At 72.7% G+C, this 19,762-nt stretch carries 20 protein-coding genes; 8 read left to right on the top strand and 12 right to left on the bottom strand.

Annotated features, from left to right (window positions below; translation table 11 throughout):
• Positions 1–58 precede the first annotated feature (58 nt).
• From PGH47_RS13795 to PGH47_RS13780, 4 genes are all read right to left on the bottom strand, one after another.
• Positions 59–520: an excalibur calcium-binding domain-containing protein gene (locus PGH47_RS13795; RefSeq protein WP_271663683.1), complete on the bottom strand. Its 462-nt coding sequence runs from the start codon at positions 518–520 to the stop codon at positions 59–61.
• Between the two features lie 85 nt (positions 521–605).
• On the bottom strand, positions 606–1,763 hold the full coding sequence (locus tag PGH47_RS13790) for an alkaline phosphatase PhoX (protein WP_271663682.1): 1,158 nt from the start codon (positions 1,761–1,763) through the stop codon (positions 606–608).
• Between the two features lie 233 nt (positions 1,764–1,996).
• Positions 1,997–3,511, bottom strand: a complete 1,515-nt coding sequence (locus tag PGH47_RS13785; RefSeq protein ID WP_271663681.1) for a sensor histidine kinase — start codon at positions 3,509–3,511, stop codon at positions 1,997–1,999.
• The gene (locus PGH47_RS13780; RefSeq protein ID WP_271663680.1) at positions 3,508–4,395 is read right to left on the bottom strand and encodes a response regulator transcription factor; all 888 of its coding nucleotides are present in this window, start codon (positions 4,393–4,395) and stop codon (positions 3,508–3,510) included. Before PGH47_RS13780 ends, PGH47_RS13785 begins: the two co-directional genes overlap by 4 nt.
• Positions 4,396–4,587: 192 nt before the next feature.
• Here PGH47_RS13780 and PGH47_RS13775 point away from each other — a divergent pair, with 192 nt between their 5' ends.
• The 3 genes from PGH47_RS13775 to PGH47_RS13765 all read left to right on the top strand — a co-directional run bounded on the left by PGH47_RS13775 (position 4,588) and on the right by PGH47_RS13765 (position 7,553).
• Positions 4,588–5,193, top strand: a complete 606-nt coding sequence (locus PGH47_RS13775; protein WP_150502867.1) for a carbonic anhydrase — start codon at positions 4,588–4,590, stop codon at positions 5,191–5,193.
• Positions 5,190–7,040 (top strand): SulP family inorganic anion transporter, encoded by a 1,851-nt coding sequence (locus tag PGH47_RS13770; RefSeq protein WP_271663679.1) that lies wholly within the window; start codon positions 5,190–5,192, stop codon positions 7,038–7,040. Before PGH47_RS13775 ends, PGH47_RS13770 begins: the two co-directional genes overlap by 4 nt.
• Positions 7,041–7,124: 84 nt before the next feature.
• Positions 7,125–7,553 carry an excalibur calcium-binding domain-containing protein gene (locus PGH47_RS13765; RefSeq protein WP_271663678.1) on the top strand — a complete coding sequence of 143 codons (429 nt, stop codon included), beginning with the start codon at positions 7,125–7,127 and terminating at the stop codon, positions 7,551–7,553.
• A 66-nt stretch (positions 7,554–7,619) separates the two neighbouring features.
• Here PGH47_RS13765 and PGH47_RS13760 read toward each other — a convergent pair whose 3' ends face one another.
• The 5 genes from PGH47_RS13760 to PGH47_RS13740 form a co-directional block, all read right to left on the bottom strand.
• The gene (locus tag PGH47_RS13760) at positions 7,620–8,402 is read right to left on the bottom strand and encodes an SDR family NAD(P)-dependent oxidoreductase (RefSeq protein WP_271663677.1); all 783 of its coding nucleotides are present in this window, start codon (positions 8,400–8,402) and stop codon (positions 7,620–7,622) included.
• A gap of 75 nt (positions 8,403–8,477) precedes the next feature.
• Positions 8,478–9,062 (bottom strand): TetR/AcrR family transcriptional regulator, encoded by a 585-nt coding sequence (locus PGH47_RS13755; RefSeq protein WP_271663676.1) that lies wholly within the window; start codon positions 9,060–9,062, stop codon positions 8,478–8,480.
• Positions 9,063–9,108: 46 nt separating this feature from the next.
• Positions 9,109–9,459 carry a nitrite reductase small subunit NirD gene (nirD, locus tag PGH47_RS13750; RefSeq protein ID WP_030954721.1) on the bottom strand — a complete coding sequence of 117 codons (351 nt, stop codon included), beginning with the start codon at positions 9,457–9,459 and terminating at the stop codon, positions 9,109–9,111.
• Positions 9,456–12,059, bottom strand: a complete 2,604-nt coding sequence (nirB, locus tag PGH47_RS13745) for a nitrite reductase large subunit NirB (protein WP_271663675.1) — start codon at positions 12,057–12,059, stop codon at positions 9,456–9,458. The genes nirD and nirB overlap by 4 nt, the downstream gene beginning before the upstream one ends.
• Positions 12,059–13,270 carry an NAD(P)/FAD-dependent oxidoreductase gene (locus PGH47_RS13740; RefSeq protein ID WP_271663674.1) on the bottom strand — a complete coding sequence of 404 codons (1,212 nt, stop codon included), beginning with the start codon at positions 13,268–13,270 and terminating at the stop codon, positions 12,059–12,061. The genes nirB and PGH47_RS13740 overlap by 1 nt, the downstream gene beginning before the upstream one ends.
• Before the next feature lie 251 nt (positions 13,271–13,521).
• On the opposite strand from PGH47_RS13740, the gene PGH47_RS13735 reads away from it, so the two are divergent.
• The 4 genes from PGH47_RS13735 to PGH47_RS13720 all read left to right on the top strand — a co-directional run bounded on the left by PGH47_RS13735 (position 13,522) and on the right by PGH47_RS13720 (position 16,875).
• Positions 13,522–14,028: a hypothetical protein gene (locus PGH47_RS13735; protein ID WP_271663673.1), complete on the top strand. Its 507-nt coding sequence runs from the start codon at positions 13,522–13,524 to the stop codon at positions 14,026–14,028.
• A gap of 10 nt (positions 14,029–14,038) precedes the next feature.
• Positions 14,039–15,319, top strand: coding sequence for a sensor histidine kinase (locus tag PGH47_RS13730; RefSeq protein WP_271663672.1), 1,281 nt, complete (start codon positions 14,039–14,041; stop codon positions 15,317–15,319).
• 41 nt (positions 15,320–15,360) lie between these two features.
• Positions 15,361–16,011 (top strand): LuxR C-terminal-related transcriptional regulator, encoded by a 651-nt coding sequence (locus PGH47_RS13725; protein WP_271663671.1) that lies wholly within the window; start codon positions 15,361–15,363, stop codon positions 16,009–16,011.
• 81 nt (positions 16,012–16,092) lie between these two features.
• Positions 16,093–16,875, top strand: coding sequence for a sulfite exporter TauE/SafE family protein (locus PGH47_RS13720; RefSeq protein WP_030959978.1), 783 nt, complete (start codon positions 16,093–16,095; stop codon positions 16,873–16,875).
• Here PGH47_RS13720 and PGH47_RS13715 read toward each other — a convergent pair.
• Entirely contained in the window at positions 16,872–17,780 is a 909-nt protein-coding gene (locus PGH47_RS13715) for an NAD(P)-dependent oxidoreductase (protein ID WP_271663670.1), read from the bottom strand. The genes PGH47_RS13720 and PGH47_RS13715 overlap by 4 nt on opposite strands.
• A 97-nt stretch (positions 17,781–17,877) precedes the next feature.
• On the opposite strand from PGH47_RS13715, the gene PGH47_RS13710 reads away from it, so the two are divergent.
• Entirely contained in the window at positions 17,878–18,279 is a 402-nt protein-coding gene (locus PGH47_RS13710; RefSeq protein WP_271663669.1) for a winged helix-turn-helix transcriptional regulator, read from the top strand.
• Here the strand turns inward: PGH47_RS13710 and PGH47_RS13705 are convergent.
• Complete coding sequence (locus PGH47_RS13705) at positions 18,217–18,885, bottom strand: class F sortase (protein ID WP_271663668.1); 669 nt, start codon at positions 18,883–18,885, stop codon at positions 18,217–18,219. The two genes, PGH47_RS13710 and PGH47_RS13705, sit on opposite strands and share 63 nt — an antisense overlap.
• A gap of 117 nt (positions 18,886–19,002) precedes the next feature.
• On the bottom strand, positions 19,003–19,518 hold the full coding sequence (locus PGH47_RS13700) for a hypothetical protein (RefSeq protein ID WP_271663667.1): 516 nt from the start codon (positions 19,516–19,518) through the stop codon (positions 19,003–19,005).
• Positions 19,519–19,762 lie beyond the last annotated feature (244 nt).

Raw genomic sequence — 19,762 nt, 5'->3', positions numbered from 1 at the left:
GCACCGCGGCGGGCGGTCGTCGCGGCCCTCGGCCGTCGCGGCCTCAGCTGTCGCGGCCTCAGCTGTCGCAGCCCACCCCGTCGTTGTCCCGGTCCAGGTGGGAGGCGTAGCCCGGTTCGCCTCGGTGGACGGGGGCCGCGCCGGCCGCGCGGGCCTCGGAGCAGTTGGCGTAGTGGACGTCCGCGCCGGAGGAGTCGTCGTCGACGGTGGCGGTGTCCGGGGCGGGTGTGGCCGTGACCGTCCTGGTGACCTTGACCGTCTTGGTGGCCGTCACCGTCGGGGCCGGCTCGGGTTCGGGCGCCTCGGCCGTCGTGGTGACGGTGACCGTGGGCTGTGGTGATGCCGACGTGGGCTTTGCCGCGGTGGTCTTCGAGTCGTCGCCGGACGCGCCGCCCGCGCCGATGCCGATGAAGAAGGCAAGGGCGAGGGCGGGCAGTACGTAGCGTTTGCGGGCCCACTTCGGGGCCGGGCGCAGCGGTGGCTGCGGCGGCATGGGCGCCGTGGTGTACGGATTGGTCATGTCATCCCCCCACTGGTGTTGCGTGAGGGGATGACCGTAATGCCCGGTGAGCGGGTGTGGTGGAGGTGTGGCTGTTTTGTGACCGCTACGCGCGGAAGGGTCCCGTCACCTCGTACGTGATGCCGCCCGACGAACTGCCGCTCGTGCCGCGCTGGCTGGAGAAGTACAGGCGGGTGCCGTCGGGGGAGAACGCCGGGCCGGTGATCTCCGAGCCGGACTGGCCGTCGATGCGCAGGAACGAGGCGACGACGTCGTCCGGGGTGATCAGGCAGATCTCCATGTTGCCGCCGTCCTCGGCGACGAACAGGTCACCGGAGGAGGAGCCGGTGATGTTGTCGACGCCGGTGAGCGGGGCCGTGCCGTTGACGAGGGAGTCGTCGTAGGCCAGCTCGTAGGTGTTCGACGTGAGGTTGAGCTGCCAGACCCGGTTGTCGCCCTTGGTCGTGAACCAGACCGTGTTGTCGGCGTAGTGGCAGCCCTCGCCGCCGTTGAAGGACTTGGAGCCCGAGACCTGGGAGCGGGTGGCGGTCGGGGAGCCGTCCGGGTCGGGGACGTTCGCCCAGCTGAAGGAGCCGGAGGTGCCACTGCCGGCGACCATCACCTGGAGGGTGCCGGAGGACAGGTTGCCCCAGGTCGTCGGCACGAAGCGGTAGAAGCGGCCGTTCGTCTCGTCCTCCGTCAGGTAGATCACCTGCCGCACCGGGTCGGCCGCCGCCGCCTCGTGCTTGAAGCGGCCCATCGCGGCGCGCTGCACAGAGGCGTTCACACCCCACGGGTCGGTCTCGTAGACGTAGCCCAGGGACACCTCCTCGCAGGACAGCCAGGTGTTCCACGGGGTCTTGCCGCCCGCGCAGTTCTGCCGGGTGGACGAGAGGATGCGGTACGCGGCCGTGATCGAGCCCGACGACGAGAACTTCACCGCGCTCGCGCCACCGGAGGGGTTTACCTCCGAGTTGGAGACGTAGATCCAGCCGCTGCCGTCCGCGTAACAGGCGCCGCCGTCGGGGGCGTTGTGCCAGGTGTACGACGTTCCGGAGACCGTCTGGCCGGAGCGGGCGATGACGCGGCTGGTGAAGCCGCTGGGGAGTCTGATGCCGTTGGCGTCGGGGGAGCCCAGCGCCCCGTAGGGGCCGGGGCCGGGCTGGGCCGGCGCGGCGTACGCGGCGCCGCGCCACAGGGTTCCGCCGAAGACGGCGGCAGAACCGCCGAGGACGGCCGCACGCAGCAGATTACGACGTTCCACTCTCACTCCAAGAGGTGGAGACCGCCCCGCCACCGGTCGGCGACGGGGGTCGTGCCTGGGGGGCGGCATGGAAACTAGGGGCGCATGGTGGACGGACCGTGGCCAACGCATGACCGACGGACGGCATACCCGAGTGCTGGATGTGTGCTGCTCATCGGCGCTCAGCTGAGTCTCACCCGCGTACGCTCCCCGGAGTGCTGCCACCCCTGTGCGCCCCCTGAGTATCCCCGCCCTCACGCACGCAACGCCGGTATCACCCGCCTGCGTTGCCCGGACGCCTTGTCGACCCCCGGACCGAGAGGGCCGAGCGGACCGAGCGGCCCGTGCCCCTCGCGCGGCGGCTCCGCCGACGGCAGGCGGATCACCGCGTCCAGACCGCCCGAACTCGCGGCGTGCAGGATCGCCTCGCCGCCGCTCGCGTGGGCGAGACGCTGGACCAGCGACAGACCGAGGCCCGTGCCGCCCTTGGGGGCGCCCGGTGCCCGCCAGAACCGGTCGAAGGCGCGGTCCCGCTGCTCCGCGGTCATGCCGGGGCCCTCGTCGGTGATGTGCAGGTCGACCCAGGCGGGACGGGCGTCACGCAGGGCGCGCTTGGCCGGGACGTGCAGCCGCAGCTCCATCGTCACGGTGGAGTCGCGCGGGGAGGCGCGCAGCGCGTTGGAGAGCAGGTTGTCCACGATCTGTTCGACGCCGCCCGGCACCGCCAGCACCGGCCCCACACTGCCCGCGAACAGCACCAGCGAGACCCGCTGTCGCTCGAACAGCGGCTGCCAGGTGCGGTGCCGCTCCGCGCAGACGGCACCCACGTCGACCTGGGCGGGCGACGCGGAGTCCTCCTCCAGGCGGGCCATCGCCAGCAGCCCCTCGACCATCCGGGACAGCCGGTCCGTCTCGGTCACGGCGGCGGTGAGGCTGCCGAGGCCACGGGCGGCGACGTTCGGCTCCAGGTTCTCCAGCCGCAGCCGCAGTGCCGCGAGCGGCGTCTTGAGCTGGTGCGACGCCTCGCCCGCGAACGCCCGCTGGGCGGCAAGGAGATGGGCGAGCCGGGCCGCCGTACGGTTGAACGCGGTGGCCAGCCGGCGCACCTCCGGCGGGCCCTTCGTCATCGTCACCGGCGTGGCCCGCCCGCCCTCGGCCAACTCATGGGTGGCCCGCTCCAGTTCACGGATCGGCCGGCCGGTCCAGCGGGCGATGGCGAACCCCACGACCGCGACCGCCGTGAGCACGCCGAGCCCGCCGAGGGCCAGCAAAAGCCAGACGTGATGGACGCGTTCGTGCACCGTCCGGGTCGGCACCGTCAGCCATACGGCGCCCTGCAGCCCCGAGGTGTGCCGGACCGGCGCCGCCACCGAGAGGTACTCGACCCCGCCGATGGTCGACGTACGCACGTCCACCGTGGAGGTGCCGCGCAGGGCGGCGGCGATACCGGGGCGCGAGGCGAGGTCGGACGACATGACGGCGGCCCGCGGATGCGAGGTCGCGAGCAGCGTGCCCACGGCGTCCACGATCACCACCTTGCCGCCGATCCGCTCCGCGCAGTGCACCACCCGGCGCGGCAGATCCCGCTCCGCACGGCCCGCGCTGAGCGACAGCGAGGCGTACGCGGAGACCGACTCGGCCTCGTCCTTCGCCGCGTTCACCACCCGCTCCCGCTCGCTGCGTGAGTACACGAAGCCCAGCGGGATCTCCAGGCACAGCAGTACGAGCGCGGCGAGGCTGAGGTAGCTGAGCAGCAGCCGGCGGGTCACGGCGAGGACACCTGCCGCCCGCCCGGTTCGGTCTGCACCGCCAGCCGGAAGCCGACCCCGCGCAGCGTCTGGATCCACGCCGGGTTGCCCAACTTGCGCCGTAGCGAGGCGACATGGACGTCCAGTGTCTTGGTCGGGCCCTCGTAGTGCGGGTCCCACACCCGGTCCAGGATCTGCTGCCGGGAGTACACCGCACCCGGATCCTCGGTCAGCAGCGCCAGCAGCTCGAACTCCTTCGGCGTGAGGGTGACGGGGATCTCGCCGACCCAGACCTGACGGGTCCGGCGGTCCACGACCAACGGGCCGGGCGGGTACGAGGGCCGGGGTGTCGGGTCGTCGTACGACGGAAGCAGCTCGGCCTCGTACGAGGGTGCGGCGGGCGGCGGGGCGGCCGCCCGTTCCGCCAGCGCCCCGGCGCGCAGCCGCTCCACCAGCGCCTCCGTACGGCCACGGTCCAGCGCCGCCGGCTCGAAACGCTCCGGCTCGCCCGGAGTCTCCGTACGCGGCGTCTCCGCCGCCGTCTCCGTCCGCTGGGTCCGGCGGGTCACGGCGCGCACCCGTGCCACCAGCTCCCGGATGCTGAACGGCTTCGCGAGATAGTCGTCCGCCCCCAGCTCCAGGCCCAGCACCCGGTCGGCCTCCTCACCCCGCGCACTCAGGATGATGACCGGCACGTCCGAGAGCTGCCGGATGCCCCGGCACACATCGATGCCGTCCATGTCCGGCAACCCCAGGTCGAGCAGGACGACATCGCCGTACGGCCTTCTCAACCCCTCCGCCCCGGTGGTCACGTGATCCACCGTCAGTCCGAAGGAAGCCAATCCCTCGGTGAGCGGTTCGGCGATCGTCTCGTCGTCCTCGATGAGCAGCACTCGTATGCCCATGCGTCCTGTCTCTCCGTGAATTTGCATTCTTTGCCCTGACGTCGACACGCTACAAGAAACAAGCGCTTGCGGGGCATTGCGACAAAGAATGTCCAATTGCTGGACGCGCTCTGGGTTTTACTTAACCTTCCTCTGGCGTGCCCTCCTCTACGGTGCTGTGAACTGGTCGAACTCCAAGCTGCGGAGGCATCGTTGAAGGCATTGCTGGACCGTGCCCGCTCGTTCAGGCGCAGGGTAGATTTCGAGAGCGTCGAATACCGGAAACTGGCCGAGGGGCAATATCCCGAGGCACTCTTCATAACCTGCTCGGACTCGCGGGTCATACCCGCACTGATTACCGGTGCGCGGCCCGGAGAGATATTCGAGCTGCGCAACGCGGGCAATATCGTGCCGCCGTACGGCAGTCCCGGCGCGTCGGGGGAGGCCGCCACCATCGAGTACGCACTGGAGGTGCTCGGGGTTCAGGACATCGTCGTGTGCGGTCACTCACACTGCGGTGCCATGGGCGCGCTGAAGTCCGGCGACGACCTGACCTCGCTGCCGGGCGTGGACGCCTGGCTCCAGCTGGCCCGCCCCGAACTGGCGCCGGTCCTCACCGCCGCCTCCGACGACCCCTCGCTGCCGGACGTGGCACAGGGCAATGTCGTCAACCAGCTCGCCGTACTGCGGACCTACCCGGTGGTGCGGCAGCGGCTGGACGGGGGACGGCTGCGGCTGCACGGCTGGTACTACGAGGTCGACACCGGGCAGGTGCACGAGCTGGAGGGCGACGGCCGGTTCCGGGTGCATACCGGATGAGCGGGGCGCATGCGCGCGGGCGGACGCGCGGCAAAGGGGGCGGCGCGAAGGCCGGGGGCGCGGGGCCGGCGAAGACCGCGAACACGAGCGCGGCCACGGCTGCGGGTGCGGCCTCCGGTACGGGAGCGGGAGCGGGCCCGGCGAAGACCGGCGGTGCGCGCGGTGCGGCTCCCGGTACGGGAGCGGGAGCGGGAGCGGGCCCGGCGAAGACCGGCGGTGCGCGGCTCGATCTCGCCAACGAGATCACCGCCTCGCTCGTCGTCTTCCTCGTCGCGCTGCCGCTGTGCATCGGCGTCGCGGTGGCCTCCGGTGTGCCCGCCGAACTCGGCATCATCTCCGGGGTGATCGGCGGTCTGGTCGTCGGCGCGGTCCGGGGCAGCACGCTCCAGGTCAGCGGGCCGGCCGCCGGGCTCGCCGCGCTGGTCGCGGAGACGGTGCTGGAGCACGGCCTGGCGATGCTCGGCGTGATCGTCCTGTTCTCCGGCATCCTCCAGATCGTCCTCGGCGTCGTACGCCTCGGCCGGATGTTCCAGGCGATCTCCCTGGCCGTGGTCCAGGGCATGCTGGCCGGCATCGGGCTGCCGCTGATGTTCAGCCAGGCCTATCCGATGTCCGACGCCAAGGCACCCGGCACACCGATCGAGAACATGGCCGGGATCCCGGGCCTGTTCGCCGACGTCCTCACCGACCCGCAGGCGATGATCGCCACGCTGCTCGGCATCGCCACGATCGTGCTGAGCTTCCTGTGGAAGAAGGCGCCGGGCCCGGCGAAAAGGATTCCGGCCGCGCTGGTAGCGGTCGGCATCGGCATCGTGGTGGCCGCGCTGCCCGGCGTGGACGTGAAGACGCTCCAGGTCGGCAATCTGCTGGCATCCGTACGGGTGCCGGGCGCGGGGGAGTTCGCGGGGCTGGCGGACGCCGCGGTCATCACCTCCATCCTCACCTTCACGGTGATCGCCTCGGCGGAGAGCCTGTTCACCGCGGCCGCCGTGGACCGTATACACAGCGGCCCGCGCACCCGCTACAACACCGAACTCATCGCCCAGGGCGCCGGGAACACCATCGCCGGCATCCTCGGCGCCCTCCCGATCACGGCGGTCGTGGCGCGCAGCTCGGCCAACGTCCAGGCGGGTGCGAAGACCCGTATCTCCCGCACCCTGCACGGCCTTTGGCTGCTGGCCTTCGCGCTGCTGCTGCCGCAGGTCCTGGCGCTGATCCCGATCTCGGTGCTCGCGGGCGTCCTGGTGCACAGCGGCTGGAAGCTGTTCGCGCCGGAGGAGTTCCCGAAGATGTGGCGCCAGGATCGCGGCGAGTTCGTGGTGATGACGACGACGACACTGGTCATCGTGGCGACCGCGCTGCTGGAAGGCGTCCTGATCGGCCTCGCGGCCGGGATCGTCCTGGCGGCCCTGCGCATGTCGCGGACGGTGATCCGGCAGCACGTCGAGGAGGACACCGCGAAGGTCGTCATGGCCGGTAACGCGACCTTCCTACGGCTGCCGCAGGTCATCGAGGCGCTGGAGAGCGCGGCGGCCTCGGGCAGGCCGCGCATCCGCCTGGACCTGACCGGCGTGACGCATCTCGATCACGCCTGCCGCAGCCAGGTGGAGGAATTCACCGCGCAGCAGCGGGGGCTGGGGCTGCGTGTGGAGCTGCTGATGCCGGGACCGGCGAAGGCGGAAGGGCCGGTCACCACCGGGCCCGTCCCGCGGCCGGAACCGATGCCCGCGTCGGCTCCCGGCCCGGACGCCGAGTGGTTCTACCTGGACGCGGGACCGCTGCCCGGCGGTCACATGGACCCCGCGGACATCCATGCGGAGAGCTACCGTCCGGTCACGTCACGTTAGCATCACGGGTCCTTCATAACTCCGCCGCATCAGCGGCCCCTGGCTACGTTCGTCACCTCGTGAACGACCAGGGAAGGACTCCCCGTGAACCTGCTCCGCAAGCCCGGCGCCATCGTCGTCGCCGCGCTGGCGCTGGCCGCACTGCCGTCCACTGCCGCCGCCCATGACGGTGCCCACCCGTTCGAGAACTGCGCCGAGGCGTACGCCAACGGGTACTCCGACATCCCCGCGAGCGACGAGCACTACGCCTCCCGTCTCGACCGCGACGGCGACGGCCTCGGCTGCGACAACCCGCCGGCCGGCTTCGTCCCGGTGGGAGAAGGGTCGGCGGAGGAAGGCGTCGCGGAGGAAGGCACGGCCTCCGGCGAGGCGGCCGACGGCGAGAAGCAGGACGGCACCGACCTCGCCGCGACCGGCGGCGACGACAGCACCCCGTACCTGGCGGCGGGCGGCGCGGCCCTGCTCGCCGGGGGCGGGGTGCTGCTGGCGCTCCGGCGGCGCGCGAGCCGCTGATCCCCACGAGCCCGTGGACTCAGGCGGTCGCCCCGTTGTCCGGACGGTCCCCACGAGCCCGTGGACTCAGGCGGTCGCCCCGCTGTCCACCACCAGGTCCGTGCCCACCACCGAAGTGGCGTCGTCCGAGGCGAGATAGAGGACGGCCGCGGCCACCTCGTCCGTCGTCGAGATACGGCCGAGGGGGAGGGAGGCGCGGGCACGGGCCGCGCGGGCCCCGTCGTCCTCGCCGGGGCGCAGCGACATCGGAGTCTCCACGGCTCCCGGGCTGACCGCGTTGATGCGGACGCCGTCGCGGATGTGGTCCAGGGCGGCGCCCCGGGTGAGCACGGAGACGGCCGCCTTGGAGGCGGAGTAGGCGGCGGCGCCGGGGTTGCGGGTGTGGACGCCGAAGGTCGAGGCGATGTTGACGATCGCGCCGCCCGTCGGCTGGGTGCGCATCTGCCGGATCTCGGCGCGCAGGGCGAGGAAGACGCCCGTGACGTTGATGTCGAGCTGGGTGCGCCAGTCCTCCTCGGAGAGTTCGGCCAGCGGGGCGCCGCCCCGGAAGACGCCCGCGTTGTTCACCGCGACGTCCAGGGAGCCGAAGAACTCGACGGCGGCGGCCACCGCGGCCTCCAGGTCCGCCGCGCGCGAGACGTCCGCGGTCACCGCCAGCGCCTTGCCGCCCGCCGCCTCGACCAGAGCCACCGTCTCCTCCAGTTGCTCCCGCCGGCGCCCCGCCGCGACGACGTTCGCCCCCTCCGTCGCGAGCGCCAGCGCGACGGTCCGTCCGATACCCGAGCCGGCACCGGTGACCAGGGCGGTCCGGTCCGTGAAGCGCGCGCGGTGGTGCGAGGTGATGGTCATGATCTCCCCAGTTATCTTGAACGATCGGTTCAGTATGAGTGCAGAAAAAAGGAGCGCCCCGGTTCGAGGCGCTCCTCAGTCCAGCAGTGCCAGTGCCTGCTCCGCCGCGTCCCGCACCCGTGCCGGGTCTGCCGACGCCTTGCCGACCACGCGCAGTCCCTGGAGCAGCACGAGCAGCATCCGGGCCAGGGTGAGCGGGTCGCGCCCGGCGCGCAGTTCGCCCTGTGCCTGCGCGCGGACCAGCGCCGAGTGCAGCACCGTCTCCAACTGGTCCCAGTTGCGCTCCACGTGCCGGGCCGCGGCCGGGTCGTGCGGGCCGAGTTCCGCCGCGGTGTTGGTGATCATGCAGCCGTTCAGGCGCAGCCGGGCGTCCGTGGCCTCCGTCGCGTACCGCCGGACGACGGCGCGTACGGCCGGCAGCGCGGGGCCCGGCTGGGACAACTCCCGCACGATCGGCGGGAGTCCGGTCCGGTCGTAGCGCTCCAGCGCCTTCAGGTACAGCTCGTGCTTGTTGCCGAAGGTCGCGTACAGACTCGCCCGTCCGATGCCGAGGTGCTCGACGAGGTCGGACATCGACGTCGCCTCGTAGCCGCGCCGCCAGAACAGCTCAAGAGCTGCCTGCAGCGCGGCCTCGGGGTCGAATTCCTTGGTCCTGGCCACGTTTCGCAGCCTAGTTCGATCGAGAACGACCGGTCAAGAAAGATTGCTACGCGGCCCGTACCTCGTACGTCGTGATCCGCACCGACTCGTCGTCCAGGCACTGCCCGGTCTCCAGGTCGAACCGCTGCTTGAGCAGGGGCGAGGCCACGAACGGGCGGCCCTGGTGGCTGCCGGTCAGGCCGCGGGAGAGCACCGCCGCGCCGCCGAACGGATCGCGGTTGTCGATCGCGTACAGCTGCCCGGCGCGGTCGCGGAACAGGGCCACCTGGCCGCCGTCCGGCAGCAGCGCCGCCACACCGCGGCCCGGGAGCAGCCGGGTCAGGTCGCAGACCGTCAACCAGTCCTCGTCCAGCCGTACTTGGATCTTCAGGTCGGTCGTCTCGGGTGCCAGGGTCATCGCTGGGCGCTTCCTTCCAGGGGACGGTGGCCGATGGTCAGCAGCGGCAGGTCGGGCTTGATCTGGTCGCGCTCGGGGACGAAGCCGACGACCGGGTCGGGGGTGTCGGGGGCGTTGACGAAGGAGACGAAGCGAGCCAGCTTCTCGGGGTCGTTGATGGTCTCCGACCACTCGTCGCGGTAGTTCGCGACGTGGGCCGCCATCAGCGTCTCCAGCTCCTCGCAGATGCCGAGGGAGTCCTCGACGACCACGTCACGGACGTGGTCCAGGCCGCCGGGGATCCGCTCCAGCCAGACCGAGGTGCGCTCCAGCCGGTCCGCGGTGCGGATGTAGAACATCAGGAAGCGGTCGATCAGCCGGATCAGCTCGGCGTCGGAGAGGTCCTGCGCGAGCAGGTCCGCGTGACGCGGGGTGGCGCCGCCGTTGCCGCCGACGTAGAGGTTCCAGCCGCCCGCGGTGGCGATCACGCCGAAGTCCTTCGACTGGGCCTCCGCGCACTCGCGCTGGCAGCCGGAGACCGCCGACTTCAGCTTGTGCGGCGAGCGCAGGCCCCGGTAGCGCAGCTCCAGGTCGATCGCCATCCGGACCGAGTCCTGGACGCCGTAGCGGCACCAGGTCCGGCCCACGCAGGACTTCACGGTCCGCAGCGACTTGCCGTACGCGTGCCCCGACTCGAAGCCCGCGTCCACCAACCTCGCCCAGATCAGCGGGAGTTGTTCGACCCGCGCGCCGAACATGTCGATCCGCTGGCCGCCGGTGATCTTGGTGTAAAGGCCGAAGTCCCGGGCGATCTCGCCGATCACGATCAGCCCCTCGGGGGTGATCTCACCACCGGCGATGCGCGGTACGACGGAGTACGAGCCGTTCTTCTGGATGTTGGCGAGGAAGTGGTCGTTGCTGTCCTGGAGGGCCGCCTGCTCGCCGTCCAGGACGTAGCCGCTCGCGCCGATCGTCGGGGCGAGGGAGGCGATGATCGAGCCGACCGCCGGCTTGCAGATCTCGCAGCCGTCGCCGCCCCGGGCGCCGTCGCGGCCGTAGCGGTCCAGGAGGTCCTGGTAGGTGTTGATGCGCAGGGCGAGGACGATCTCGTAGAGCTCCTCGCGGGTCTGCGCGAAGCAGCCGCACAGGCCCTTGTCGACCTCGACGCCTGACGCCTCCAGCTCGGCGGTGATCAGCTGGCCGAGGACCTTGACACAGCTGCCGCACGTCGTACCGGCCTTGGTGCACTTCTTCACCTCGGGCACGGTCGTGCACTGGTGGTCGGTGACCGCGCCGCGGATCGTGCCCTTGGTGACGTTGTTGCAGGAGCAGATGATCGCCTCGTCCGGCAGCGCGGACGGGCCGAGCTGGGCGGGTGCACCGGCGCCCGCCGGCAGCACCAGCGACTCGGGGGAGACCGGCGGCACCGAGCCGGTGAACGCCTTCAGGGTGCCGTACGCCTCCGCGTCACCGACCAGGATGCCGCCGAGCAGCGTGCCGTCGCGGCCGATGACCAGCTTCTTGTACAGGCCCGCGCGGGAGTCGGAGTACACGACGTCCAGGCAGTCCTCGGTGGCGCCGTGCGCGTCGCCGAAGGACGCCACGTCCACGCCGAGGAGCTTGAGCTTGGTGGAGAGGTCGGCGCCGGTGAAGGACGCCTCGTCGGCGGCGATCGTCGCGGCGGCCGTCTCGGCCTGCTCGTAGCCGGGGGCCACCAGGCCGTACACCCGGCCGTCGGAGGCCAGCGCGCACTCGCCGATCGCGAAGACGTGCGGGTCGGCGACCGTACGGCACTGCTCGTCGACCGTGATGCCGCCGCGCTCGCCGACCGTGAGACCACAGTCGCGGGCCAGCTGGTCGCGGGGGCGGACACCGGCGCTGAACACCACGAGATCCGTGGCGAGTTCGGAGCCGTCGGACAGCTTCATGCCGGTGACGGCGCCCGTCTCGTCGACCACGATCTCCTGCGTGCCGACCCCCGTGTGCACGGTGAGGCCCATGTCCTCGATGGTGCGCAGCAGCGCGGCGCCGCCGCCCTCGTCGACCTGGACGGGCATCAGCCGGGGCGCGAACTCCACGATGTGCGAGGTCAGTCCGAGACCCTTCAGCGCACCGGCCGCCTCCAGGCCGAGCAGACCGCCGCCGACCACGGCACCGGTCGTGCGGGACTTCGCGTACTCCTCGATCGCGAGCAGGTCGTCGATCGTGCGGTAGACGAAGCAGCCTTCGGCGTCCTTGTTCGGGACCGGCGGCACGAAGGGGTAGGAGCCGGTGGCGAGGACGAGGGTCTCGTACTCGAAGACCTCACCGGACCGGGCGGTGACCTTCCTCGCCTCGCGGTCGACGGAGACGGCCGGGTCGCCGACGTACAGCTCGATGCCGTGCGTCTGAATGAACTCCATGTCCGTCATGGACAGGTCCTCGGGCGTCTTCCCCGAGAAGTACGAGGTCAGCGCCACACGGTCGTATGCCGGACGCGGCTCCTCGCACAGCACCACCACGCGGTGGGTGGCGGTCAGGCCGCGCTGGGCGAGCGCTTCGAGGAAGCGCTGGCCGACCATGCCGTGGCCGACGAGCACGATCGTGGGGGTGGCCTCCGTGGCCTCCGGGGTGGCGGTCATCAGGAGCCTCCATCGTTGGTGAGCAGGTGGAGCAGGGGGGCGTCGTCGGGGAGCGGCTCTGCTCCCTCCCAGGCGCGGGCGAGCGCGCCGACGGTGCCGAGTTCGCCGACGAGGACCCCGCCGACCAGGCGGTCGTCGCGGACGACGACCTTGCGGTAGGTGCCGCGGGTGGCGTCGGTGAGCTGCACGACGTCGTCACCGGGCAGGGCCTCGGTCTCGCCGAACGCGGCGAGGTCGAAGAAGCCCTCGCCGGCCAGCGTCAGCCGGGTCAGCGCACGCGTGCCGGTGTAGCGGGCACCGCCGTCCCCGGCCAGCGACTCGGCGAGGACGTCGGCCTGTTCCAGCGCGGGCGCGGCCAGCCCGTACACCGTGCCGTCGTGCTGCGCGCAGTCGCCGACGGCCCGGATGTGCGGGTCGGACGTACGGAGTTCGTCGTCGACGAGGATGCCCTTGTGCACGGCGAGCCCCGCCTCCTTGGCGAGCCCGGCGCGCGGGTGGACTCCGCAGGCCAGGACCACGAGGTCGGCGTCGAGGGCGTACCCGTCGGCCATCTCCACCGAGCGGACCGCGCCGCCGACGCAGCGCACGTCCCGCACCCGCAGATCGGTGTGCACCTCGACGCCGAGGCCCGTGAGATGGCGCCGGACCAGCTTGGAGGCGGCCGGGTCGAGTTGACGTTCCATCAGCCGCTCGGACTGCTGGGCGAGCACGACCTGCGCGCCGCGCAGTGCCAGCGCGCGGGCCGCGGAGACCCCGAGGAGCCCACCGCCGATCACGACCGCCCGCACCCCCGGCCGTACCGCCTTGGACAGGCCCAGGCAGTCGTCCATGGTGCGGAAGGCGTGGACCCCCTCGGGCAGTTGGTGGTCCGGGGTGAACAGCCCGCGCAGCGGCGGCAGCACCGCGTTGGAGCCGGTGGCCAGGACGAGGGTGTCGTATGCGATCTCCGACCCGTCCGCGAGATGTACGGCTCGCATCTCGCGGTCGATGCCGGTGACCCGGCCCCGGGTCAGCTCCGCGGGCGCCGGCAGGGCGATCACGTCGGGGCTGTACCGTCCGGCCAGCACCTCGGCGAGCAGCACCCGGTTGTACGGGCGGTGCTCCTCGTCGCCGACGAGCGTCACGGGCGTGCCCAGCTCGCCGAGCCGCCGGGCGAGCCGTACGCCCGCGAGGCCGGCGCCGATCACCACCACACGCGTATTCGAGGTCATGTCCAGGAGCGTGCGTTGCCGGTGTTTCCCGACCGCATCACGTCTGTTTCCCACGAGGAACGCTGCCCTCAGCGGGGCCGGGGTGCGGATGTGAGGGTTCAAAGGGCGCGGCGGGGGCGGGCTGTGAGGCCGGGCGGGGTGGGGTGAACCGTACCCCCGGTTTCCGTGCAGCCCCCATCGAATACGACCCGGCGCGGCGGGAGTCTGGAGGCATCGGTTTTCAGCAGCTCATGCCAGGGGGGGAACGCGTGATGGACCTCGTTCGCAGGAGGGGACCGGCCGGGCGGGACGTCGCCGCCGTATGGGTGTGGCGGCTCGTGCGTGAGCCGTTCACCGCGCAGACGTGGCGGCGGACCGCGTACGCGGTGACCGCGCTTCCGGTGGGGGCGCTGTGCGTGCCCCTCGCGGCGACGGGACTGCCCACCGGCCGCTGGCAGCGCGGGCTGGCACGACGGCTGCTCGGCGCCGAGATCCCCGGGGGCCCCCGGAGCGGCCTGGTGCACGCGCTGGTCGCGCTGCCGCTGAACCTGATCTGCGCCGTCGTCACGCTGTACGGCTGGTCGATCGTGCCGATGAACCTGGGCTGGCCCCTGCGCGCGGGCGGCGATCCCGCCGGCGCGTGGGGCGGGCCCACGTTCGCCGGGGCCTGGGCGTTCCACGCGATCGTCGGCGGGCTCGGCTTCCTGCTGCTCATGCCGTGCGTCGTACGCGCGCTGACCGGGCTCCAGCTCCGGTGGGCCCGCACGGCCCTCGCCTAGGTTGGCCGTCGTGAACCGCCTCCGCTCCCTCGCCGCCGCCACCTTCGGCCGCCGTGCCCTGGCCGCCCTGCTGTACGCGGTCGTCGCCTTCCCGCTGGCGCTGGTCGGCTTCGTACTGGTCCTGGTCGGGCTGGCGCTGGGCGGAGTGCTCTCCGTGACCACGCTCGGGCTGTGGCTGATCGCCGGGACCGTGCGCGGGGCCCTGGCGCTGGGCGCGGTCCAGCGGGGCCTGGCCCGCGGGCTGCTCGGCGTGGAGATCGAGCCGCCCACCCCGCCGGGCGGCGCAGGGGTGCTGGGCCGGCGGCGGGCGCTGCTCGGGGAGCGGGTGGGCTGGCGGGCCGTGGCCTGCGCGCTGTCGACCCCGTTCACCGCGGTCCTCGGACTCGTGGCCGTCCTCGCCGGATACGTATACGGCGCCCTGTTCGCCCTGCATCCGCTGCTCAAGGACCTGAACCACCGCACCGTCCACCATGCCGACGGCTCGGTGACGCGGGTGTCGCTGGAGCTCTTCGGCCACCAGGTCGACAGCTGGCCGCGCTGGCTGATCCCGGTCACGGCCGGGCTGCTGCTGCTCGCCCTCGCCCCCGCCCTGCTGCGGCACGCCCTCACCCCCCACCGTCTGCTGCTGACGGCGCTGCTCGGCCCGAGCGCCGCCGACCGCCGGATCCGTGCCCTGGAGGAGACCCGCGCGCACGCCGTCGAGGACGCCGCCGCCACCCTGCGCCGGATCGAACGCGACCTGCACGATGGCACCCAGGCCCGGCTCGTCGGGCTCGCCATGCATCTGACCGTGATCCACGAACTGGTCACCGCCGACGCCGGCCGCGGCCGTGTCCTCGCCGCCGTCGACACCGCCCGCTCCAACGCCACCCAGGCCATCGCCGACCTGCGCCACCTGGTCAAGGGCATCCATCCGCCCGTACTGGACGAGGGCCTGCCCGCGGCCCTCGCCACCCTCGCCGCGGACAGCCCCTTGAGCGTCGACGTCAGCACCGACATTCGCACCCGCCCCACCCCGGCCGTCGAGTCCATCGCCTACTTCTGCACCGCCGAACTCCTCGCCAACGCCACCAAGCACAGCGGCGCCGACACGGCCACGGTGACCGTGACCGCCCACGACGGCACGCTGCGCCTGCGCGTCGCCGACGACGGCCGGGGCGGAGCGGTGATCGGCGCGGGCTCCGGACTCACCGGGCTGCTGGCCCGGGTGCGCACGGTCGACGGCACCCTCACCTGCGACAGCCCGCCGGGAGGGCCTACGGTGGTCACCGTCGAGCTGCCCCGCGCCTGACTCGGCCCCACGGACCGCCCCGCACCGCCGATCGGAGCCGCATGCGCGTCGTCATCGCCGAGGACTCCGCCATCCTGCGCGACGGGCTCGTGCAACTCCTCCAGCTCAGGGACGTCGAGGTCGCCGCCGCGGTCTCCGACGCGGAGGCGCTCCTGACCGCCGTCGCCGAACACGCCCCCGACGTCGCCGTCGTCGACATCAGGCTGCCGCCCACCCAGAGCGACGAGGGCGTACGCGCGGCGCTGCGGCTGCGGCACGAGCACCCCGGCCTCGGGGTCCTGCTGTTCTCGCAGTACGTCGAGACCGCGCACGCCGCCCGGCTGCTCAGCGACCCCGCCGGGTTCGGCTATCTGCTCAAGGAACGGGTCGTCGACATCGGGGAGTTCGTGGGCGCGCTGGAGCGGGTCGCGGCCGGCGGCACCGCGCTGGACCCGGAGGTCGTCGCCCAGCTCTTCGGCGCGAGCCGGCGCGCCACGGCCCTGGACGCGCTCACGCCCCGCGAGCGCGAGGTGCTCGCCCTGATGGCCGAGGGCCGGACGAACCACGCCGTCGCGACCGCGCTGACGGTCTCCGAACGGGCCGTGGAGAAGCACATCGCCAACATCTTCACCAAGCTCGACCTCCCGCCGTCGGAGACCGGGCACCGCCGGGTGCTGGCGGTGCTCAGATACCTGGAGGGCACGCGCGCGTGACGGGGGCGCGGCCGGCCGGGAACCTCAGATGCTCCTCAGGTACATGGACGGCACACGCATCCCCTGCCTAGGGTCGCGATCATGCCCGACATATCCCTGACCACGGTCGTCGTCCTGTGCCTCGCGGCCCTCGCGGCCGGCTGGATCGACGCCGTGGTCGGCGGCGGCGGACTGCTGCTGCTCCCCGCCCTGCTGCTCGGCCTCCCGGCGAGCACCCCGGCCGCCTACGCGCTCGGCACCAACAAGGCGGTCGCCATCGTCGGCACGACCGGGGCCGCGGTGACGTACGCCCGCAAGGCGCCGGTGGACGTACGCCTCGCCGTGCGCATCGGCCTCGCCGCGCTCGCGGGCTCCTCCGGGGGCGCCTTCTTCGCGGCCGGGATGAGCACCGAGGTGCTCAAGCCCGTGATCATGGTGGTGCTGCTGGGCGTGGCCGCCTTCGTGATCCTGCGGCCCGCCTTCGGCACCGCCCCGGCGACCGGCCCTGCCTCCCCCCGCCGGATCCTCGCGGCGATCGGCCTCGCGGGCCTGGGCATCGGCTTCTACGACGGCCTGATCGGCCCCGGCACCGGGACGTTCCTGGTCCTCGCCCTCACCGCCGTGCTCCACCTCGACCTCGTCACCGCCTCCGCGACCGCGAAGATCGTCAACTGCTGCACCAACGCCGGCGCGCTCGCCACCTTCGCCTGGCAGGGCACCGTCCTGTGGCAACTGGCCGCGGTGATGGCCGTGTTCAACCTCGCCGGTGGCACCCTGGGAGCTCACACGGCCCTGAAGAAGGGCAGCGGGTTCGTCCGGGTCGTCCTGCTGACGGTGGTCTTCTCCCTCGTGGTGAAGCTCGCGTACGAGCAGTGGCTGGCCTAGACGGGGCCACCTTCCGCCCGCCGCACATCGAGCAGTTCGACCGCGCCGGTGGTGTCCTCGTCGCCGTGCCCCTCGGCCAGCCACCGCTCCATCAGCGCCATGTACGGCGTCAGCAGCTCCGGGCTCACACCCTGCTCCTCGGCCGTGGCCAGCAGCGTGGCGTTGCCCGCGACCTGCATCGCGAGGTTGGAGACGACGTCCTTGCCGTAGTCGCCGCTCCCGAGTTGCTCGGCCGCCTTGTGGGCGGCGGGGGCCATGGCGCCGAGCCACGACACCAGCAGCGGCGCGAAGTCCTTCGGGGCGACGTCCTCCCGGCGGATCAGCGCGAAGGCGTGCAGGACGCCGGCGAACATGCCGCTCATCGCGCTCAGCAACGCCACGTCGTGCAGCGCCGCGAACCCCGGGTCCGAGCCGACGTAGCGGGTGCCCGCCGGGACGGCGAGGGCGGCGCCGTGCTCCTCGAACAGGCCGGACGAGCCGCTGTAGAGGACATACGCCCCGGACCGCGCATCCCCGATCATCGGCGGTACGGCCATGATCCCGGCGTCCAGGAAACGGGCACCGCGCGACTGCGCCCAGGCGGCACGGGCGCGGCCCTGGGCGGGCGTCCCGGTGGTGAGGTTCACCAGGTCACGGCCGGACAGGTCGACGCCGTCCAGGGCGTCGCCGACCGAGGCGTCGTCGAGCAGACAGAGCACGACCAGCCGGTTCGCGGCCACCGCCTCCACGGCACTCGCGGCGACGGCCGCGCCCTCGGCGGCGAGGTGCGCGGCACGGGCCGGGGTGCGGTTCCAGACGGTGACCGGATGGCCGGCGGCGAGCCAGGAACGGGCCAGGGCGGTGCCCATCGCACCGGTGCCGAGGAGGGACAGGGGGGTTCGGGAGGCAACGGGGTTGTCAGTCATGGCGTTTAGGCTCGTCGCAGGGGAACGGCCCGCTCAAGTACGTACTTCCGAGTGGGCGGTTACCTGTGGGAAAGGGGCCAGGCAGGGGAGGGGCGGCATGGCGGTCGGACGGCGGCCGGGGGCGTACGTCTGCGGGATCGACGCGGCGATGGACGTGGTGGGCGGCAAGTGGAAGGTGCTCGTCCTGTGGGCGCTGAACGAACGTCCGTGCCGCTTCGGGGAGCTGCGCCGGGAGCTCGCGGGAGTGACCGAGAAGGTGCTCGCGGCCCAGCTGCGGGAGCTGGAGGCCGACGGCATCGTGCACCGGGAGGCATACGACGAGGTGCCGCCGCGCGTCGAGTACTCCCTCACGCCGCTGGGCGTCTCGCTCAACGCGGCGCTGGCCCCGCTCGGGGCATGGGGCCGGGAGAACATCCTGGGTCCGCGCGAGGAGCGGTCAGCGGCTGCCGGTCAGATGCGCGAACACGACGACGTTGCCCCGGTAGCCGGTCGTCCGTGAGTAGCCACCGCCGCAGGTGATCACGCGCAGTTCGGGGCGGGCCGCGGCGCCGTACACCTTCTCGTCCGGGAAGCCCTTCGCGTCGTACACCTCGACGGCGTCGACGGAGAACACGGCCGTGCCGCCGTCGCGGCGGGCCACCTCGATCGTGCTGCCCCTGCGCAGGGCGCCGAGGCGGTAGAAGACCGCGGGCCCGTCGGCGTCGTCGACATGGCCGGCGACGATCGCGGTGCCCGTCTCACCGGGCGTGGTGCCGGCCTCGTACCAGCCGGCGAGGTTCTCCCGGCCGGCGGGCGGGACGTCGAGGCTGCCGTTCCGCGTCAGGCCGAGGCCCATGAGGGCGGCGTCGACGCGGATCGACGGTATGCGTATGCGGTCGGGCGGGGAGGGCGCCAGTGCGAGCGCGGCGGCGTGCAGCGGGTCGCGCGGGCCGGTGCGCGGGCCGCCGCTCCCGGTGTCCGGCGGGGCGGCCCCGGCCTGCGCCGGCGACGGCTGCGGCGGGGCGTGCGTCTCGCCGCCGCTGTGCAGCAGCCAGGCCCCGCAGCACACGGCGAGGACGGTGGCGGCGGCTATCGCGGCGTCACCGACGCTCCTTCGACTGCGCACGCGAGCCTCCCGTGACTCTCCTCGGACCACCCGTTCCCCCTCCGGGCCGCGAGGGGCGTCGGACCCGGAGGGGGAGGGGACGTGCGGTACCGGCGGACGGACAGCGGAGGGTGTCCGTCAGATCCCGTCGCCTCTCGCCCGGCGATGCAGGAGCCAGGTACCGCCCGCGGCGGCGACGGCGAGAGCCGCCACGCCGGCCGCGGTCTGCACGGGGTCGCGGTCAAGAGCACCGCCGACCCCCGTCTTCACACTTCCTCTCGGATGAGCCTGCTGCCCGCTCGCCGGCGTCAGCGTGACCACCAGGTCGCCCGCGATCCGCTTGCCGCCGTTGGCGCAGGTCGCGACGATCTCGTACGTCCCCGGCTGCGCGCTCGGCGGCACCCGGAACCGTCCGCTCGCCGCCCGCTCCCGCGGCGCCAGCGTGAACGAACCGGCGCCGACCGCGCTGGCGTCGCCCGCCGCGCCGCCGTCCCGGCACGCGGTCGTGTCCACCGTGACCTGCTCGCCCGGATCGACCGAGGCCGGGCGCAGCTCCAGGCCGTCCGAGTCGGTGCCGTACGCCGGTGCGACGAGGGTCGCCAGGGCGCCGACGGCCAGCGCGGTCCCGGTCAGCAGACGGGCGGTACGACGCATCGATGCTCCTCCGAGCGCAACGGACCGACGGCCCGCGACACCCCCATGTGCCGCCGTCGGCCGAGCCCTGCCCTTCCGAGGAAAGGCCCGGCACGGCGAGCGCGCTCCCCGAGACACGCCGAAAGAGGGGTTGCCGGGCGCTCCGAGGGAGCGGACGGACCCGCGTACGGCACCGTTTCAGCAGGTCACCGGGGCGGGACGAGGGCGGCGTGAAAGAGAATCGGTTGGGCGGGGCGCCGGGGTG

This window comes from Streptomyces sp. HUAS 31, assembly GCF_028198125.1.
Lineage (GTDB): Bacteria > Actinomycetota > Actinomycetes > Streptomycetales > Streptomycetaceae > Streptomyces > Streptomyces chartreusis.
This window is presented reverse-complemented; position numbering and strand designations above follow the sequence as displayed.

Coding starts and splice junctions, on each gene's coding strand:
- PGH47_RS13795 (WP_271663683.1), bottom strand. CDS start 520: ATGACCAATCCGTACACCACGGCGCCCATGCCGCCGCAGCCACCGCTG.
- PGH47_RS13780 (WP_271663680.1), bottom strand. CDS start 4,395: ATGGGCATACGAGTGCTGCTCATCGAGGACGACGAGACGATCGCCGAA.
- PGH47_RS13770 (WP_271663679.1), top strand. CDS start 5,190: ATGAGCGGGGCGCATGCGCGCGGGCGGACGCGCGGCAAAGGGGGCGGC.
- PGH47_RS13760 (WP_271663677.1), bottom strand. CDS start 8,402: ATGACCATCACCTCGCACCACCGCGCGCGCTTCACGGACCGGACCGCC.
- nirD (WP_030954721.1), bottom strand. CDS start 9,459: ATGACCCTGGCACCCGAGACGACCGACCTGAAGATCCAAGTACGGCTG.
- nirB (WP_271663675.1), bottom strand. CDS start 12,059: ATGACCGCCACCCCGGAGGCCACGGAGGCCACCCCCACGATCGTGCTC.
- PGH47_RS13740 (WP_271663674.1), bottom strand. CDS start 13,270: ATGACCTCGAATACGCGTGTGGTGGTGATCGGCGCCGGCCTCGCGGGC.
- PGH47_RS13735 (WP_271663673.1), top strand. CDS start 13,522: ATGGACCTCGTTCGCAGGAGGGGACCGGCCGGGCGGGACGTCGCCGCC.
- PGH47_RS13725 (WP_271663671.1), top strand. CDS start 15,361: ATGCGCGTCGTCATCGCCGAGGACTCCGCCATCCTGCGCGACGGGCTC.
- PGH47_RS13720 (WP_030959978.1), top strand. CDS start 16,093: ATGCCCGACATATCCCTGACCACGGTCGTCGTCCTGTGCCTCGCGGCC.
- PGH47_RS13715 (WP_271663670.1), bottom strand. CDS start 17,780: ATGACTGACAACCCCGTTGCCTCCCGAACCCCCCTGTCCCTCCTCGGC.
- PGH47_RS13710 (WP_271663669.1), top strand. CDS start 17,878: ATGGCGGTCGGACGGCGGCCGGGGGCGTACGTCTGCGGGATCGACGCG.
- PGH47_RS13700 (WP_271663667.1), bottom strand. CDS start 19,518: ATGCGTCGTACCGCCCGTCTGCTGACCGGGACCGCGCTGGCCGTCGGC.